Here is a 19,696-nt window from a genome sequence, read left to right as displayed (position 1 = left end):
TAAAAGCCGATGGAATTTACTCTTGCACTGGAATTTACTTTTTCAAGTCAGCCGTTTTTAATTTTTATTTTCTGCAACTTTAAATTTCTGGATCATTTCACGCAGATTTTCCGCTTCACTGCTCATCTCCTGACTAGCTGCTGCACATTCTTCAGATGTTGCCGAATTCGTCTGTACGACATCATTGATCTGTTCAATTCCATCATTAATCTGTTGGATTTCTGTTGTCTGTGTCTCTAACGTTTCTGCAATATTTGTGACTTCTTTTGTAATGATCTGGGAATTCTCAGCGACCTCCTGCAATTGTGATGCCGTCTGCCCTGCAATCACCATACCTTTTTCCACGGCTTTCACAGAGGTTTCAATCAATGTTGCGGATTCCTTTGCTGCCTGGGCACTCTGGTCTGCCAGCACATTGACCTGATTCGCTACCACTGCAAATCCCTTTCCTGCCTCCCCTGCTCTTGCAGCCTCAATGGAAGCATTCAATGCAAGCAGATTCGTCTGGGACGCAATTTCATTGATTGTTGCAATGATCTTGTCAATCTCTTTTGATGCCCCATTGATCTCATTCATGGAATCAACCATATCCCTCATTTTACCATTGCTTTCCAGAATGGCATTTCCAAGTTCGTCTACTCTTCCACTGATTTCTTTTGCGGATTGTGAATTTTTTCCTACCTGTTCAGAAACACCTGCGACTGTTGCGGTCAGTTCTTCTACAACTGCTGCCTGATTTGTTGCTCCATCCGCAAGGTCATTGGAGCTTGATGCTACCTGATCTGCGGCACCCGAAACTTCATCTGAAACATGCTGGATTCCCTTTATTGTCTCTGCCATGCTTTCTTCAAACAACATAAAGGAGTTTAAAATTCCAACGAAATCCCCTTTCCACTCTACTTCCGGCTGCACATCAAAATTTCCTTCTGCAAACATCTTCATTGCACGTCCAATATCATCTACATAGCTTCCCAGAATACGGATGGATTTACGCATACTGTGTGCCAGTCTTCCAATCTCATCATCTGAACGGTAATCCAGCGTGCTGTGCAGGTTTCCATCTGTTAATTCCTTTGCAACGGCTTCCACTTCATGTAATGGTACTAAAATTGACTCAAGTACTTTTTTGCCTGTTTTTATTGTCAGTTTCCATGCCAAAACCAGACAAATAATAATACACACAATTCCTGCCACTGCAGAAATAACCGTAATTCTGACTGCCTGGCTGCTTACCTCATCGGTCATTTCATCTAATCTTGTTGCAATTTTTACGGCTTTATTTAATGCCGGGGTACAATCATTCAGAATTGAATCAACTGCCTTATCCTTGTCACCGCTTTTGATTTCTTTCATGATGGAATAACCAATGTTTCCCCAGTCTGTAAGGGCAGATGCGTATTCTTCATAATCCGCATCCGGAACAACTCCGGAGTCCTTTAAATTTTTCAGTTGGGTATTAACTTCTGCAAGCAGTCTTTCTACCGTCTGCTCATAACCGTCATAAGAGGATGCATCATTTTCTAGTGCCATTTCCCTGATATTTCTCGCTGCTGAGTTAACATTTATCCTGCAGGTTTTCACCGCCCGGTCTGCAACAGTAACATTTTGTACATAATGCATCGTATTGGCAAATAGCATACCTATAACCACAATAGAAAACAGACCTGAGACTAACATCATAATAATGACTTTTCTGTAGCCATAGTTTATCCTTTCCTTCAGATGCAAATTTTCCAAGTTCTTTTTCATCATATTTTTCTTTGTCGGCATAGTTTGCTATTTCCTTTCTCTTTTGTTCGATTCTGATATATCAAATTTTTTTCTCAAAGTCAATAAATTTCGGGAACAATTTTATTATTCTATTTTTCACATAAAATGTTGTACCCCCCCCCCGAAAAATACAGCACTTTTACCAATTTTTTCTACAGTTACCTCTCCGATCGAACGTGATGTAATCTGGAATGTCGTGCCGGTGGTTCCCTCGTAAGAGTCATACTAGTACATAACTGAAAATACTATTGTCTGAAACACCCTCTGTTTTCATATATGGCATCAGGTTCTTCCAAAACATTCTCTAATTGTCTTTGAAATATCTGAATCAATAAAATCTTTATGTGCCATGTCATCAAGGATATCACATGTTTTTTCATGGGACAATCCCTTTTTATAAGGTCTGTCTTCCGTAAGAGCCTGATAAATATCAACACATGCCATCATACGTTCCTGCTTATTTAATTCATCAGCGGTTTTTCCAAAAGGATACCCTTTTCCATTTAATTTTTCATGATGGAAAGCCGCCCAATCTCGTATTTCTTCAAAATCATTAACCTCCGATAATATAAGGTATGTATAACCAGCATGATTTTTCATTGTAGAAAATTCATCATCCGTAAGCTTATCCGGTTTTTCCAGAATTTCATTGCCTACCGCCATTTTTCCTATATCATGCAGTGCACCAGCCAAATACATTTTCTGTACCGTGATTGAATCATATCCCATATATTTGGCAAGCAGGGAGGCTTTTTCAGCTACTCCTATAGAATGCCTGCTTGTAAAAGAAGATTTATAATCTACAATCTTTGCAAAGAAATCCGCAACATTTTTACACATTTCCCAATCAAAAACCATTTTTTCTCTTGGAATAATTTCCCATAGCTTCGTTTCAAAAGAATCATCACTTAAACACATATAGGATTCTTTTGTGAATACATGAAGAAAAGCATTAACACATTCTGAATCAAATAGACTATCCTTTTTTTGGGAAAGATACTGACATATAAAATCCCATCTATTATCATCAGATTTAATACTATTTCCTATGATATCAACGGTATCTGCAAGATGAATAATTCTTGCAGGCAATGGGGTTTCATTCCACTTTTTTTGAAAAGGACCAGTTCCATCGGCATGTTCATGATGATACAAAATCACATTTGAGACATCTGTTTTAAAAGGAAGTTTAGTAATATTTTTTTCACCATAAATACAATGAAGATTCGTTTTTCTTACGGACAAATCTTTTTTGATGTCAATAACATAATTCCTTTCCAGCTCTTCCGTAATATATTGTGTCAAAGCATTATCATGCAGTAAGGCACACATAGCTAAATCTTGTAACGCATCACCTTGAATTGCCAGATATTCAGCCATGCATACACTTATATAAGCCACTCTTTTTCCATGCTTGTTTTTGATTTTTACCAACTCTGCTTCTATACAGTCCAAAGCATAGGAACAGGCTCCTGCAAGTCCAACAATATCTATTCTTAGTTCTTCTTTCATGAATATAATCCTTCCATAGCATATGTATGCTTCTGTATTTCATTTGTTGTTTCTCATTCTGATAAGACCATAAAATAAGGCAGCCCCACATAGCTGAGTCTGCCTTACTCTCTTTATTTAACGTTGATGCCACTGGCATATTGCTGCAGAAACTGTTCTTTTCCGCATGGTCTTCCAAAATAATATCCCTGCAGATAATCAACCTTCATTTCTTTCATTTTCAGAAGCCATTCTTTTTCCTCGATGCCTTCTGCGCATATCCTGACGTTAATACAATGTACCATGGGGATGATATTTTTATATAATTCATAATCCCTGTCACTGTTCATCGCCTTGGCAGTAAAATCCCTATCCATTTTCACGTAACTTGGATTCATATCACGAATACAATGAAGATTCGAATATCCTGTTCCAAAATCATCGATCACAAAGGGAATCCCGTTCTTGTCCAGAGTTTTACGGAATTTACAGAACGAAGGTGTCATATCCATAAATCCGCTTTCTGTCATTTCAACACATAAGCATTCCGGCTGTAATGAATATTTTTGAATTGCATCCAGAATATCCCGCTCCACATTGCCTTGCAGGATCTGAACATAGGATACATTTACATTCATCCGGAAGTCAGGAATATATTTCTGCATTTCACAGCACATTGCTGCAGCTTCGTTCAAAATATATCTTCCAGCGGGAATGATCAATCCGGTCTCTTCCAATAATGGGATAAACTCCATCGGTGAAACAAACTCCCGCCCTTCTTCCGTTATCATGGAAAAACGCATCAGTGCCTCTGCTCCAATGATCTGTTCGGACTGACAGTCCATGATCGGCTGGTAGTATACTTCAAAGCCATCATAATCGTTCACAATAGCATTACGAAGTGTTGCTATGATTCTTCCTTTTCGTAAAAGGACCTCATAGTCATCCTGGTCAAAAATATAAAATCCATTTTTCCCCATGCTTTTTGCCTGTTTCAAGGCAAATTCAAACTTTTTGCGGCATTCTTCGGTTCCCTCACAAAATGTTGCTGCATCGATAACACCAATAGAAATAGAAAATATAGCTTCATAATTTTCGGCTACTATGAAATTACGAAGTTTATCTGTAATCTTTTCTTTCAGTGCCACAGCGTCTTCTGCGGAGGAAGCTTCCAGATCCACGATCACATACTGATCCGCTACCAGATGGTAAATTCTCTGCTTGTCTGAAAGGCATTCCTTCATACAGCCGGCTACGCTTCTCAGGATATAATTACCATAATCAGCTCCCCTGGAGCTATTGATCGCTCCAAAATCATCAATTCCTACATGCATAAAAAATCCCTTGGTAATGGGTTCTTTTTGTCCACGCAGGTAAGCAAGGAATTCCGGACCGCCAAGCAGTCCTGTGACATTATCGGCTCTTCTCTTGTTGCCGGTCTCATTCAGACACCCGACCAGATACTCTGCCTTTCCCTGCTGATCAATGATCACGATACCACGGCTGTTAATCCAGACCGGCATACCTTCTTTATCAAGCCACCTGTAATGAAGATTATGTACATTTTCTCTTCCTTCGCATATATCCGCAAGATGCTTTGCAAGCATCCTGCGGTCTTCCTCATATACTACCTTCATAACTTCATTTGCAGCATCTGTCAGAACATTTTTCGACATATTAAACCGTTCCACAGCTGACTGTGAAATCTCAAAGGTATTATTCTGCAGATCAAATATATACAGGTAATCATCCATACAATCTTTAATGATCTCAAATAAGATTTCTCCTGTCTGCTCTCCAAACACTTTAAATATATCATCAATCACAACAAGAACCTTCCTTCCGACAGCTTCACTCTATTCCTGCCATTTTCTAGAATAGCTTAAAGATATTCACGCGGTCATGCATCTTGGCTGCTCCCTCTGCCAGATTAATACTGATCGCGGTATTCTCTTCTGAGGATGCGGCATTGCCCTGTACCACACCGGACAGCTGTTCAATTCCCTGGCCGATCTGCTCCAAGGACTCTGCCTGGGAGTTGGCTTTCTCCATGGTGTTCTCTGCAAGCTCTGCAAAGGACTCCATATCTGTAATGATCTGATTGAATGCGTCTGCTGTTGTTCTTGTAATCGTATTGCCCTTTTCGATTTCCACTAAGGTCTTATCGATCAGATCTCTTGTATTTACAGCAGATTTTGCACTATCTGCTGCCAGCTTGCCGATCTGATCTGCAACCACCGCAAAGCCTTTTCCTGCTTCTCCTGCTCTGGCAGCTTCAATGGAAGCATTCAGGGATAACAGGTTGGTCTGGGAAGCAATATCCTCGATATCTGTGATAATATTACCGATCTCCTTGGAGATTTCTGTAATGTGCTCCATTTCCGTGAGCAGCTCGTTCATCTTTTCTTTTTCTTCGTTCGCTTTGTTTGCAGAGGCTTTTACACGTGCCGATGCGTTCTGCGTTTCTTTCGCTGTATCTTCAGCCATATCCACAACCGTGTCAATGGTGGCATTCAGTTCCTCGATGACTCCTGCCTGCTCTGTTGCACCGTCCGCCAGGGATTTTGATGCATTTTCCACCTCGGATGAATTCGATGATACCTGTTCTGCCAGATTGCTGATCTCGGTCAGGGTACTGTTAAACCGTTTCAGAATATACAGCAGTGATGTCTTCAATTCCGAGAAATCGCCCAGGAAATCTGTAATATCATCACCATTTCTGGTCAGGTCACCCTGCGCTATTGCCTTTACCTCCACAGAGATCTCGCTGACATAATCTGCCAGAATACCCATGGCTTCTTTCAGATTCCTGATGGTATCGCCAAACTCATCCTCAGACTCATAGGTAAGCATTTCTACATTAGACAGTTCGCCCTTACGCAGGCTGGCAACTGCTGCATCTATCTGTTTTACCGGCTCGGTAATGGAATTGGTAATGATCTTTCCGATCAGTGTCGTCACTACAGCAATCGCAAGACCCGCTGCCACGATCACAATAAATATGATTACAGTGCATACATTAGCCATGGTCTTTGCCTGATCTAATTCTACCTGGAACTTGTCACATAATATAGTTAATTTTTTAGAAAATGACTTATAGTCTTCATACACCTCTCCGGTCATCAGTTTCGATGCTTCCTGCTGTTTACCCTCACGGCTCAACTGCAGGATTTCATCTGAAGCACCCCTGTATTTTTCCCATGCAGCGTTTGCTACTTCGTAATCGTCCTGTCCTTTTTGAGCTTTGCTGTTTGCAGACATGATTGCCTCCAGCTTCGCATCGGTATCCTGGATCTGACTCTCCAGCTTCTTGATTTCTTCTTCGCAGGAGTTCATGACTGCTGCATCTGATTCTACCAGATGCTGATACTGTTTGATTCTGTATTTCGCAGTCATTGTCTCTAAATCCTGCAGATATTCCAATGACGGAGACCAGACCTTCGTGATCTTCTCTATATTTGAACGGATCACTACTGTCGAGATCAGTGCCACCAACACTAAAAATAATGTCATAACAAGCACTGTCATTTGATATACTTTTAATTTTCCTTCAACCTTTAAGTTAGCTATACGCTTTTTGATCTTTTCCATAATAGTTTTCCCTTCCTTTGTAAATTATTGACTCAAACTTCGCGCATTAAAATGTGCATAACTAAAATTTAGAGACTATGAAGAAAAGTCTGTCAATAATAATCTTCTATGATAATGATTCAGCTGGAAGCGCTAAATTGGAGCTTCCAGCTCTTACTATATATACGACATGATTTCGGGCATGTCAAGAGCAGACGTCAAAAACGTCCTTCTCATCATGCATACAGATTCAGTGTTTTGAAATTTAGATTCTTTTTTTTTCTGGATGTTTCTGTGATATACTTATACGCGGTCGTATCAGACCGGAAAGGAAATATTATGTTACAAAAATTATATGTTTTTTTCAGGAAAGAAACCGTTTTGTCAATTGCAGTGATCCTGGCGCTTCTTTCTATGTTCTGGGTCAGACCGGATAAGGCTTATTTTACTTATATCGATTTCAGGACTCTCGGGCTCCTCTTCTGTTTGATGGCAATTGTAGCTGGTTTGAAGGCTGTTGGTGTTTTTGATATACTTGCCAAAAAATTGCTGATGGGAACATCGGGAATTGTGGGTGTGATCAGGCTGTTGGTACTCTTATGTTTCTTCCTGTCAATGGTGATCACCAATGATGTGGCATTGATTACTTTTGTTCCTCTTGCACTGATCATTGTGCATAAACTACCAAAGGAACTGGGCAATTACTGGCTTCTTAAGATAGTAGCCATGCAGACAATCGCTGCTAATCTCGGAAGCATGCTCACACCAATCGGAAATCCGCAGAACCTTTATCTATATGCCAGAGCAGGGATGTCCGCGGCAGAATTAATAACCCTGATGCTTCCCTATTCCGCCACAGCACTTATCCTTCTTCTGATATGGATACAGGTAGCCGCTGCCAAAGCACCTCACGTATGCGGTTCCGAAAAAGATAAAACTCTTTTGGGATTCTCTGACAGAAAAGAACTTAACATGGAATACCTGGCCGCTTACCTGATCTTATTTACAATCTGCCTGCTCACTGTTGCACGTATCATTCCATACCAGATTCCTCTTGTATTGGTTCTTATATATATGCTGCTAAGAAACAGGGAAAATATAAGCAGGGTGGATTACTCCCTGCTTGCCACCTTTATCGCATTATTTATTTTTATCGGCAACCTTGGAAGGATTCCGCAATTCAGCAGTTTTCTGGAAAGAATCATGGCAGGAAGGGAAACACTTACTGCTGTTCTTGCCAGTCAGATTATGAGCAATGTTCCCGCTGCGCTTCTTTTATCCGGCTTTACAGATAATTACCGGGCTTTAATTGTCGGAACCAATATTGGAGGTCTCGGCACTCTGATTGCATCCATGGCAAGCCTGATAAGTTTCAAATATATTGCAAAAGAAAACAGGAATCTGAGAGGGAAGTATTTGGGAATATTCACAGCCTCCAATATTATATTCATGATATTTATGTTAATATTGTATTTTTTCCTTAGATAAAGGTTTCCCGAAATTATAAAAGCTATGGCAATTCTTTCTTCGCAAAAAAATTCTCCGCGGCACTCTCCCATCCTGGAAGAAAAGCCGCGGAGAAATAAATATATTTTCGGTGCCAATACAAAGTATAATGGCGATAACTGCCATTTTTTTATAAAAACATTTGTCTTTCTATTCTCTTATCTCCTGTTCAGCGTCAACCTCTAAAACGCTTCGCACTTCTTCAATCGCAGAACACTGACAGAATATGGCGGTGCCTTGTATACGAACTCTGAGGAAGCGCCATGCATATTCACGGTAATATTCTTCACCTTCTCCGGCTCTTCAAAGCTGTTTTCATCCCCCTTTTCACCGCTAAGAAGTGTTACGGTATAGTCGCCCTGTACCTGACAGTCCAGTGTAATGGAAACCGGATCCACATCTCCTGCAAAATTAACCGCCTTAATAATGATTTCGTCCTTGGTGTCAGTTACTACCGAAACAAAAGCAGGTCCGTAGGGAATCGAAATTTCCTTCTGAAGCTCACCATCAACATACAGGCGAATCTGTTTTCCGTCCGTTTCATATCCAAAGCGGTGATATTCTCCCGGTTTTACTGAAATAGCAAAGTCCTCAGTCAGCTTGTTGTCATGCATATAGCCAAACTCTTCCAGTGAACATTGTCCTCCATTAAACTTCCAAAGGAACGGACGCACCAGAGCTGCATCCCATTCTTTTTCCACTCCGGCCGTAATCACGAGCTGCTCCTCATAATAGGAACGAACCATCCTGGCACTGAATATACCCAACTCGAAGTAAGCATTTTCCTCAACAAAAATATCGGTCTCAAATCTTCCATAAGTCTGGTCTTCTTCTCCAAATACCACAAAGCTCTTGGTCTCATCAGCCCATTCCAGAATACTGTGAAATTCCTTTTTCTGCTCCTCATCCGGAAGCTGAAGCAGGCGGCCATCCTCTGTATCCTGCACATGTCCCATTAATTCATGAGTAATCTTTGCTTCTTCTCCATTCCAAATGGGATTTCTGAAGCGAAGTTCCTTATTGGATTTTAAAGATGCCATTCCGGTTCTCGGACGATAAACACGTCCTCCCTCATCTTCGGATCGCACCACATATTCTCCGCGATTTTGACCGAACATTTTCCAGACATAATAAGTAGGAATTCCAAGGCTCTGATGATTATTGAAACGAATCAGATTAGGATACCACGCTCTGTAATTTACATTTTCAAATAATGGAGCATAAGAGGCCAATGTTACGATATCCTGATTTTTCTCAATACCCATAAGGAAAGCCGCTTCTCCCAAAGCCGCATACAACTGTCCCATATAGTTGCCTTCGTTTACAGCCACCTCTCCTACAAAGATTTTTGGTCCCTTACGATCGTAGTCATCATAATAATTTACACGTTCTGCAAAGAACTCTGTCGTACTGTAAAAATGTTCATCCACGCACTCGGCAGGACAACCATTTTTCTCTACATGCTCATTGGCTATGGTTTTAATCTGGGGATACAGTTCCTTTACCTTCTTATAAATCATGTTGTATCGCTTTTCATAATCCGGACCCCAGTTTTCATTACCAATTTCCAGATAGGTCATTTTAAAGGGTTCCGGATGCCCCATAGAAGCACGAAGCCTTCCCCATTTGCTTTCCTTAGAGCCGATAGCATATTCAATGGCATCCAGTGTATCCTGTACCATTTCATCAAGAGCCTCTCCTTCCAGAAGGACACTCTTTCTTCCCTGACAAGTCATTCCGCAGTTACATACATACAGGGGCTCCATCCCCAGATCCTCGCAAAGCTGCAGATATTCATGAAAGCCAAGTCCTAATGTACTTCTGTAATGCCATACAAACAGCTTACTGGGTCTTTCCCATGCCGGACCTACCGTATCCCGAAATCTCATCGCTGTGGACGGTGTCGTTCCTTCCACAATACAGCCTCCGGGAAAACGCATAAACTTTGGACTCATTCCCTTAAGCTTTTCTACAAGATCTGTTCTGAGTCCATGCCCCATGTAGGTATTGTCAGGCATTAGTGAAATAAATCCCAGCAGAACCTCTCCGCCTTCTTTGCAGGAAATAGTAAGCTGTGCCTCGTGACAATCCTCAGCTGCTGTCAGCTTCATGTCATATCTTGTATACTCCTGACCGGAAACCACCAGACTGTTTCCAGCCAGTACTTTTCCCTGGTATTCGATCGCTACGTCCAGTCCTATTTCTTCCTTTGCTTTTGCAAATAAATACAAAGAGTAACTTTCTCCAGCCTTTACGGATATACCGCAGTAACCGGTATTCGTCAGAGATCCGTCCTTTTCAAACTGCATACGCAGAGCTGCGTCCCGATGTTCATTCAGGGTATCCGTCAGTTCCAGTTCCATCTTTGCATTGTGTGTATACCATGCCGGTATTTCTGTCTCCGGAATATGGTTGCCCTTTACCCAGCGGCATAAGCCTTCTCCGTTGCAAAACTCATCCAGCCATCCGGATACGGTTTTTACATGAATGCCATCCTCCTGCTGTATATAACCCTCCGGTAAAACGGAATCTTCGAAGCTTCTGTTTCGAAGCATTTCCGGATAAAGTCCTCCGTCTCCGGCACGGTTAATGTCTTCAAAAAAGATTCCGTATAAATCCCTGGCTGTCTCAAATCGTCTTTCCTTTGTTTTAATCTTTAACTTGCTCATTGTAGTCTCCTTTTTTACATTCCAAGAGTTTTGATCACTGCCTGTATATGCAATAACATAGATTATGATAACTCAAATGATCTTAATGCAGCATTTCCGTTACCGCGATAGGTCAGGTAAAGCGCCTGTATTCCATCCGGAATCGTAACCGGTGCGGTATACTTTTCCCAGACATTGGTATATTGAACCTCTAATGTCGCCAGTACCTCTCCATCCCATGCTGTCTTTACTTCAAAAGTGCCCTCTGCATAGCCCCGGATCCAAATACTGATTTCACGAATATCATGGCAGTCAAAATATTTGAAGCCGATGGTAGTTGAATCTGTAATATTGGCAATATATCCAACTTCTTCGTCTCCATCCCTGCCGTCCTGCATTACTCGTGGAAAATTCCCTTCACCCACATAAACTGATGGGGTATCGGTAAACAGATTACATGCAAGATAAGCGGGGTATTCGCCTTTACCCTCAAGCGGACCTCCATTTAAACCGCAGGAGGTAATTTTTACCTGTGGAATACTGCCGTCCGACATAATCTGCAGCTTTTCAGCACATCCCTGTCTGCTGTACCAGTTATTATTGGTATGCCTGTGATAAAAAATGTACCAGTCCTCTCCGATCTGCACAATACTTCCGTGATTATTGGCACCGTAAGCTGTTGGCATATCTGCCGGCTTGTAGGTATCGATGTGCAGATCACAATTGCTGACAATAACTCCGCCATAGACAAAGTCCCTAGTAGGATTCTTGCTGGTGGCATAACATAATTCGTGCATTAATATGGATGAATAGACAAAATAATAGGTGTCACCTACTTTACGGATGGAAGGTGCCTCAAAAAACTCATGTCCCTCAAATCCGGTACCGGCACCATATTCACAGCCGGGGGCCACAAACACCGGAGCTTCCCTGATCGTCAGCATATCTGCTCCCAACACCGTAACCATAGCTCCGGTACGGGATTTATCACCTTTTCCGCAAAATCCGGTATAAAGATATGTCACATCTCCTTCCGTCAGAACCCCCGGGTCAAACTGGGGCTCATCACCTTCCTTTTCGCCCAGACGTGTGCCATCTTCATAATGAACATAGCCATAAAATTCATACTTTCCTGCCGGAGTATCACATACAGCAACTGAAACTACCGAAACCTTGTCCAACACGTAATAAAGATAGTACCTTCCGTCCGGTCCCACCGTAACATCCGGGGCATACAGACACATTTTGCCTTCCGAGTTCAGCGGATCGGCTGTCTTCGGATAAATCACCCCCTCATATCTCCAGTTGCCCAGGTCATCGACCGGAGCTGACCAGCACACATAGTCTCCCATGCAGAAAACATATCCGTTAAAGTAATCATGGGATCCGTAAACATATACGCGATCGCCAAAAACATAAGGTTCTCCGTCCGGAATATACTCCCAGGACGGTAAATATGGGTTAAACGCTTGTTTTTTCACTTTGATATCCTCCTTTGCAAGCCTAATCCATGTACATTGTTTCATAAAGCAAATTACTGGGTGCTAGTTTAAGCCTTCAAGCTGACCACACGATCATAGTCATATCCTCGATCCGGATTCACCTTTCCGGCATTCAGTTCGAAATAAACCACACCGTTTTCGTTTACAGGAAGCTCTACGCAGATATTTCCGTCCTCCTGCTTTTTACGCTCTGTTTTTACAAAAGGTCTGGATGATTCCCGAATCAGCTTCGTCTGTTCCTCACTCAGATTGGCAGGTTCTCCCATATCATGCCATACCTTCAAGGGATTACATGTTTCCTCATCTACCGTCTTAGTCAGGAAGCAATACTCCTCCTGTTCAGCCGGAAATGTAAACTCCAACAGCATTTTTTCTTTACCCTGTTCTGTACTTTTACAGGCAATATTCCAGGCTACACCTAGATAATCACCGTTTGCACGTTTCAAAACGACAATATTGTCATCCTTATATACACAATTGGCTTCACTTTCCTCAAGCTTTTTGTAAAAAGCAAATGTCCAGAAGGTCGGCTTGGTAATACAGCCATTGGCAACCAGTCCAAAGCCGCCGTGGAATGGTGTAAAAGGAACTCCCTGCTCTTCAAACACATCACCAAATGTCCAGTAGGAATAGGATTCATTCACATCTCCCAATCTGGAAAGCTGCTGTGCTATAAGGGCCGCATTCAGGTTTGTATCATGAATGACGCCCTGAGGAGTATAGGAGCTGTTGAACTCCGTGATATGAATCTGCAGACCCTTATATTCCGGGAAACTGTCAATAATATCTCTGGTTGTTTTTAAATTGGCAAAGCCGTCCTCTGCCTTCATCAGTTCAGAATATGCATAATGTCCAATACATTCCGGCGGATCAATGGTGTAATGATGTCTGGTTACGAAATCCACAGGTATGTGATTCTCATGGCAATATTCCATAAATGCCTGAATCCATTTCTCATCCGTTCCTCCACAAACAGCAGGGCCTCCTACACGGAATCCCGGATTCACTTCCTTTATGGCATCAAAGGTTCTATGGAACAGCTTAAAATATTCCTGCATATCCGCATTTTCCCAGAAGCCGCAAAGATTGGGCTCGTTCCATACTTCAATGGGCCATTGAATAACTTCCTCTTCTCCATAGCGTCCCATCAGATGCCGCAGCAATGAACGCACCATATTACACCACATATCATAATCTTTTGGAGGAGTGGTATTTCCCTGCCAGTAAAAGATAGTCTGGCTTCCACTTGCCAACTTTTCAGGCATAAAACCCAGTTCAAGAAAAGGTCTCAGCCCCACCTTCTTATAGGCATCCATTACTCTATCCAGATAAGTATAGTTGTACTCGACCCTTACCTTACCATCCTCCTCATAGGTCTGAAAGATCGCCATATCACCACAGAATAATCCATGTCCCCGGATATGCTTAAATCCGATTTCCTTTTGAACCAAGCGCAGCTCCTCCTGATATTCTTCTGTCAATGCAAGCCCCATTCTTCCGGTTCCCACACAATAATCTACATTATTGTGAAAAAAGGCCTTTGAATCCTTTCTAATCACGATCTTTTTTCTGTCATTCTCTGTTGCTTCACCCATATTTACCATGCATGTATCTCCTTCTTCTAAATCATGTTCCTATGCAGTCACGCATCAGATGTCTGACCGCTGCACGATCCGCAGCTCTCTGATGACGATTGCCATATTAATCTGATACTATCGCATTGATCTAAAGTTTCCAATGATTTATACTATAAGAAAATTGATATATCCTCTGATGTATCAGAACGGAGATTCCAGATGACTGAAATTGAATTTGTCGGCTACAGTGCCGTTCACCCCTCAGATTTTATATATGATGTTCCGAATGGCTTTACAGGCTATCTTCTGCTTCTTTTCGACTCTCCCTCGGAGCTGCTCATAGACGGAAGACTAATGCGGACAGCCGCCAATTCTGCTATTCTGTATACACCAGGAAGCAGGATTTATTACCGTGCTGCCGGTGAAGAATACCGGAATGACTGGATTCGTTTTCGTTCCGATCACTCCTTCGTGAAGCTGTTTCCGTTAACAAACACCCCATTTCCCGTAACAGATCCGGAATACTGTCATCAGCTTTTTAAATTACTAACCTGGGAGTCCGCCTTTTTCTCCTCTGAAAGCGAAGCAAACATTACTCACCTGCTGCGGGTTCTGTTCTCCAAATTAAGAGAAGGAATCCAGAATGAGTCCCCGGGTATTCACGATCATGAGCTGATTGCATTGCATAAGATGATCTACAATAATCCTCAGCTTCCATGGAATATAAACATGATGGCTGCGAAGCTTCACTTAAGTCCCAGTCATCTTCAGGCTCTCTATCACCGCCAATTTGGCTCCTCCTGCATGGACAATGTCATCGAAGGACGTCTGCGCCGTGCACAGGATTTATTAGAGTACAGCGAATACTCCATCCGCGACATTTCCGAGCAATGTGGTTATAATAATGTAGAGCATTTCTGCAGACAGTTCCGTCAGCATATCGGCTGTACCCCTGGACAATACCGGAAAAATGCATCAGCGGGAAGCAACAAAAGACTTCTCACCCACAATACCCTGGGAGGAAGGGAGTTTGAGAAGATTAATCGAAATATCCAGAAATAGTGTTTCGGTAGCTGCTTTATTCATCCCAATATTTGTTCATATTTAATTTCAACATTTCCAAAATTTCACGCCTCATCTGCTCTGCTGTGTAACTGACAGGGAAAAATCTGTGAAGCTGCTCCGTTTTGAATACTACGCGGTCTATCTCTTTTTGCTTAATTTCACTTGCAAAGTCAAGTAAACTATCTATAATTAATTTTCGTTGGCGATATCCCAGCAATATTTCTAAAACTCCAAACTATCCGCATTAAGCAGAAAATACTTCATTCCCATGATTACAAAGCCTTCCTCATTTCTCCATGGCTTTTTTGTTCCGTTTACTACCACGATCTTTTTAAACGAATCAGGGATATTTCTAAATGAATTAAATTCCTGCTTCTGCTTTTCCTCAGAGGTCATATCATAAGCCACCTGAATATAATATCTCTGACTCCCCTGATTGACCACAAAATCAACTTCAAACTGCTTTCGAGTTGTTTTTCCTTCATCATTTTTCGCATACGCCTCTACAATACCAACATCCACATTATAGCCTCTGATAAGCAGCTCATTGTAAACAATATTTTCCATGATATGAGTAGGTTCCTGCTGTCTAAAATTCAATCTTGCATTTCTAAGTCCCACATCTGAAAAATAGTATTTCAGATTTGCTCCCACATATTTTCTACCTTTAATATCATATCTGTCAGCTTTAGAAATCAAAAATGCCTCCACAAGATAATCTATATGGTTGGATATGGTCTTATTGCTGTAATTGATGCCTCGTTCACTTTTAAACGTATTTGATATTTTAGTTGGGTTAGTAGGAGCTCCTATCGCAGAAGCAAGGATATCTACTAAAGTATCAATCTCATCAACATTTCGCAGCTTGTTTCGTTCTACAACATCCTTAATATAAACATTTGTGAAAATGTTTTTTAGATACTCAGCCTTTTGGCGTTCCACAGAAAACTGTAGCACCTGTGGTAAACCACCATATATCATATATTCCTCCCAAGCATCATCATAATCTCCATCGAAAGCCGCATAGAACTCTGCGAAAGACAACGGATATATTCTTATCTCATCTCCTCTGCCTCTAAATTCAGTTACAATATCGCTGGATAAAAACTTAGAGTTACTTCCAGTCACATATACATCAATATTGCTGATTCGAAGCAGGCTATTCAGCACTTCCTCAAATCGTGACATAAATTGTACTTCGTCCAAAAGCAGATAATATTTCTGGTCATCTTCCACCCGCTCTTTAATATGCTGGTAACACTTCTTTGGATCTCTCAGCTCCTCATTTTCAATGCCATCCAAAGCAATCTCAATGATATGGTCATTATCTACACCACTCTCCAATAAATATTTCTTAAACAATACAAATAACAGGAATGATTTCCCACATCTCCTGATTCCCGTGATAATCTTTATCATCCCATTATCTTTTCTTATCTTTAACTGTTCAAGGTATGCATCTCTTTTAATCTCCATGAGCTCAACTCCTTGTTTTTGTAAATTTACACACTTTTTAGTAATTGAATTGTATCATCTAGGATTTATTTAATCAATATCCATTACTATTTTATGTGTATTTTCACATTTCTATGCAGTTGATAACCAATTAACTATCTTTTCATAGAAAAGCAGGTAGTATTTGATACAATGTCAAGTGATGAATTCGAAAAGGAAAAAATTGGACTTGGAATGGCGATTGTAAAAGGTCTGATTGCTGTTTAAACTTGCTCCCGCACCAGATATAGTAAAGAAAAGTGTCTGGCAGCGGGAATGAATGCTCACCTTGCAAAGCCTGTAAAAATCGAAAATGTAAAGAAAATTTTGTGCGATTATTCGGTATAGCGATTAGGATTTCTCGAATCCGTAAACCCATTTTCCACGTAAGAACAGATACAGAAAAATCACGGAGCTGATACCCCAAGTCAATGGGTATGCCCAGAAAATCACTCGTATATCCGGGAGAATACGAACTGCCACAGTAATGTAGCTTACGCGAAACAAACACCAGTCACAGAGCATAACGATCATCGGAACGGATGCGTTACCTGATCCACGAAGTATTGCTGCGATGCAATGAGAAAACGCCAGCAGACAATAAAATAACGCAATTGTTCTGGACTGCATGACTCCATAATGTACAACATCAGGATCTCTGTTAAACGCTGTGATCAGTACCGGTGCTGCCACATATATGATAATACCGATCAACTCTGCAATAGTAATCGAGCAGAGAACTCCAAATCTTGCTCCCTTTTTCGCCCGGTCATACTGTTTTGCACCCAGATTCTGACTGACAAAGGTTGTCAGAGCCATTGTAAAACAGGTCACCGGCAAAAAGGCGAATCCCTCTATCTTGGAGTAGGAACCACATCCTGCCATCGCCATTTTTCCAAATGCATTTATATTTGACTGTACAAAGACGTTCGCGATCGCGATCACTGAATTCTGAAAACCGGATGGTACACCATTCTGGATGATCTGCTTCAGCATAGAACTGTCAAAACGAATCTCTCGCAATTCCAGACGATATTCTTCTTCCACACGCAGCAGATGAACCATACAGAGCAGTGCACTGACAAACTGTGAAATTGCGGTTGCAAGTGCTGCTGATCCGACTCCCATGCCAAGACCTGCGATAAAGAAAATATCCAGAACGACATTGACACAGGAAGAAATAATCAGATATATCAGAGGATGGCGTCCATCACCGACCGACTGCAGAACTCCAACAAAGATATTGTACATGACAACACCCATAGACCCTGCAAAATATGTACGGAAATACACAATAGATTCCGGGAGCACGTCCGCAGGAGTTCCCATCAATACCAGGATCTTTGGTGCCAGAAACATTCCCAAAACTGTCAGCACAGCACCGGCCACAAGTCCAAATGCAACCGTTGTATGGATTGCCTTTTTCAGGCAGTCTCTTTTTTTGGCTCCGTAATATCGTGCAATAACAACACCTGCACCCATGGCAATGCCGTTAATAAAACCTACCATCAGAAAAATCAGATTTCCAGATGAACTGACTGCCGCCAGTGCATTACTTCCTAGAAAATTTCCTACGATCAGGGAATCAGCAGTATTATACAATTGCTGGAACAGATTTCCCAGAAACAATGGAATTGCAAAAAAAATGATCTTTTGGGAGATACTTCCCTCTGTCATTCTCAGACTCTTTTTCATAGTTAAAATTACGCTTCACTTTCCTGTGTTCTTTGAATCAATAGAGATGAAGGACTGCTTGTAGAGCTGGAATTTGGAACGTGCTTTATAAATTTTTTCCGATCCCCTCAAGTTCGTTCATGGAATCCTTGTTTTTTTCAAGTTCATCTCTAGCTGTTGCGTAATATGATTTTTTGAAAAGCATATCCCATGAAAGATATTTTGCCATACAGTCAAACTGCTTATCAATCAGCTCATACTGGATACTGTCTACTGGAGAACCGCCTACAACAATCGTGCCAACTTTTTTATTTTTTAACTGCAATCCACGGCAGTAGCACTTATCAATGATAAGTTTCAATTGTGCTGACATTCCCCACCAATAAACTGGTGTAGCAAAAAGAATCATATCTGCGGAAGCAATTTTATCAATTGTAGGATTTGTATCATCCTTATCGACGCATCCCTTAGAGCATTGACAGACACCACATCCCTTGCATGGTGCAATGTTGAGTTTGTCAGGTTCAATGATTTCAATTTCATTCTTTTCTGATGCTCCTTTTATAAATGCATTGATTGCTGTCAGCGTGTTTCCTTTTCTGGCACTTCCATTAATGATTACAATTTTCATGCGTGTATCCTCCAACTTCCGATTTATAGACTTCTTCTATATACATTTTACCACATACTTTTTCCAAAGGCACTGACTTCTCAACCCTTAATTTTCATCTCTGCTATTATACGTTCTTCCCTCTGTCTCTCTTCACAATAATCCCAGAAGTCTTTCAATGCTTCCTCATCCGATTTCCACGGCAATGGTATGGTATGGTATGGGATCCAATTCATCTAATCGCTTCACAAGTTTGCGTACCTCTTCGGTATCAAACTCCTCATCACTTGCCTCCATTACATAAAAATCCAGTTTTTCATTTATCATTCTGATTTCTTCGTCTTTGGTCATGTTAAAACCTCCCTACATTATATACATGGCACTTCTCGACAAATTCTTACAAATAACTACAAATTTTTTCACAAGAAACAAAAAAAACGATTCTGCATAGATTTCTTACTCCACACAATATCGTTCTTCTATATTTATACTTTCATTGTCTTCGCCATTATCAAGTTGTAATCGGTATACTCACTGCCAAGCGCCTCCTTTACCTCATCCTGTTCCTTCTTTATATCAATAAGGCACCGTGCCACAAATCCCGGTATATAAACTTTGCGCTCACTGGTATTGAATATCTCCAGGAATGGAAACGTAATGGCAATAAACTCATTCTCTGGACTTGCCGTGCGGGGGAAGCCCTGTCAAAAGCTGTCGAATGGTGCTGGGAACAGAATTTTGAATTTGATGCAGTTAATGACAATCTTCCGGAAATCATCGAATTCTATG

At 41.3% G+C, this 19,696-nt stretch carries 14 protein-coding genes; 2 read left to right on the top strand and 12 right to left on the bottom strand.

The annotated features are described in order from the left end of the window. Positions 1–57: 57 nt before the first annotated feature. From DXD06_RS16100 to DXD06_RS16085, 4 genes are all read right to left on the bottom strand, one after another. A complete protein-coding gene (locus DXD06_RS16100; RefSeq protein WP_117833105.1) occupies positions 58–1,770 on the bottom strand; it encodes a methyl-accepting chemotaxis protein in 1,713 nt (570 codons plus the stop codon). 282 nt (positions 1,771–2,052) lie between these two features. Further along, complete coding sequence (locus DXD06_RS16095; RefSeq protein ID WP_117833104.1) at positions 2,053–3,282, bottom strand: HD-GYP domain-containing protein; 1,230 nt, start codon at positions 3,280–3,282, stop codon at positions 2,053–2,055. Between the two features lie 113 nt (positions 3,283–3,395). Further along, on the bottom strand, positions 3,396–5,087 hold the full coding sequence (locus tag DXD06_RS16090) for an EAL domain-containing protein (protein ID WP_117833103.1): 1,692 nt from the start codon (positions 5,085–5,087) through the stop codon (positions 3,396–3,398). 46 nt (positions 5,088–5,133) lie between these two features. After that, the gene (locus DXD06_RS16085) at positions 5,134–6,852 is read right to left on the bottom strand and encodes a HAMP domain-containing methyl-accepting chemotaxis protein (RefSeq protein ID WP_117833102.1); all 1,719 of its coding nucleotides are present in this window, start codon (positions 6,850–6,852) and stop codon (positions 5,134–5,136) included. 318 nt (positions 6,853–7,170) lie between these two features. Here DXD06_RS16085 and DXD06_RS16080 point away from each other — a divergent pair, with 318 nt between their 5' ends. Next, positions 7,171–8,319, top strand: a complete 1,149-nt coding sequence (locus DXD06_RS16080; RefSeq protein WP_117833101.1) for an SLC13 family permease — start codon at positions 7,171–7,173, stop codon at positions 8,317–8,319. A 200-nt stretch (positions 8,320–8,519) separates the two neighbouring features. Here DXD06_RS16080 and DXD06_RS16075 read toward each other — a convergent pair whose 3' ends face one another. The 3 genes from DXD06_RS16075 to DXD06_RS16065 all read right to left on the bottom strand — a co-directional run bounded on the left by DXD06_RS16075 (position 8,520) and on the right by DXD06_RS16065 (position 14,091). Then, positions 8,520–11,006: an alpha-L-arabinofuranosidase C-terminal domain-containing protein gene (locus tag DXD06_RS16075; RefSeq protein ID WP_117833100.1), complete on the bottom strand. Its 2,487-nt coding sequence runs from the start codon at positions 11,004–11,006 to the stop codon at positions 8,520–8,522. A 62-nt stretch (positions 11,007–11,068) separates the two neighbouring features. Next, the gene (locus DXD06_RS16070; RefSeq protein WP_117833099.1) at positions 11,069–12,466 is read right to left on the bottom strand and encodes a family 43 glycosylhydrolase; all 1,398 of its coding nucleotides are present in this window, start codon (positions 12,464–12,466) and stop codon (positions 11,069–11,071) included. A gap of 68 nt (positions 12,467–12,534) precedes the next feature. Then, positions 12,535–14,091 (bottom strand): GH39 family glycosyl hydrolase, encoded by a 1,557-nt coding sequence (locus tag DXD06_RS16065; RefSeq protein WP_117833098.1) that lies wholly within the window; start codon positions 14,089–14,091, stop codon positions 12,535–12,537. Between the two features lie 192 nt (positions 14,092–14,283). Between DXD06_RS16065 and DXD06_RS16060 the strand changes: the two genes are divergently transcribed. Continuing rightward, the gene (locus DXD06_RS16060; protein ID WP_117833097.1) at positions 14,284–15,126 is read left to right on the top strand and encodes a helix-turn-helix transcriptional regulator; all 843 of its coding nucleotides are present in this window, start codon (positions 14,284–14,286) and stop codon (positions 15,124–15,126) included. Positions 15,127–15,142: 16 nt separating this feature from the next. On the opposite strand, the gene DXD06_RS17625 is transcribed toward DXD06_RS16060, so the two are convergent. The 5 genes from DXD06_RS17625 to DXD06_RS16030 form a co-directional block, all read right to left on the bottom strand. Beyond that, positions 15,143–15,346 carry a hypothetical protein gene (locus tag DXD06_RS17625; protein WP_243001155.1) on the bottom strand — a complete coding sequence of 68 codons (204 nt, stop codon included), beginning with the start codon at positions 15,344–15,346 and terminating at the stop codon, positions 15,143–15,145. Positions 15,347–15,351: 5 nt separating this feature from the next. Continuing rightward, positions 15,352–16,605, bottom strand: coding sequence for an ATP-binding protein (locus tag DXD06_RS16050; protein ID WP_055067530.1), 1,254 nt, complete (start codon positions 16,603–16,605; stop codon positions 15,352–15,354). Positions 16,606–16,974: 369 nt separating this feature from the next. After that, positions 16,975–18,318: an MATE family efflux transporter gene (locus tag DXD06_RS16040; RefSeq protein ID WP_055067529.1), complete on the bottom strand. Its 1,344-nt coding sequence runs from the start codon at positions 18,316–18,318 to the stop codon at positions 16,975–16,977. Between the two features lie 85 nt (positions 18,319–18,403). Then, positions 18,404–18,928 (bottom strand): flavodoxin family protein, encoded by a 525-nt coding sequence (locus DXD06_RS16035; RefSeq protein ID WP_117833096.1) that lies wholly within the window; start codon positions 18,926–18,928, stop codon positions 18,404–18,406. Positions 18,929–19,093: 165 nt separating this feature from the next. Further along, positions 19,094–19,258, bottom strand: coding sequence for a hypothetical protein (locus DXD06_RS16030; RefSeq protein ID WP_243001154.1), 165 nt, complete (start codon positions 19,256–19,258; stop codon positions 19,094–19,096). Positions 19,259–19,696 lie beyond the last annotated feature (438 nt).

Source organism: Roseburia sp. TF10-5, assembly GCF_003462365.1.
Lineage (GTDB): Bacteria > Bacillota > Clostridia > Lachnospirales > Lachnospiraceae > Roseburia > Roseburia faecis.
The sequence above is the reverse complement of the archived record's forward strand: the minus strand, read 5'-3'. Positions and strand labels throughout refer to the sequence as shown.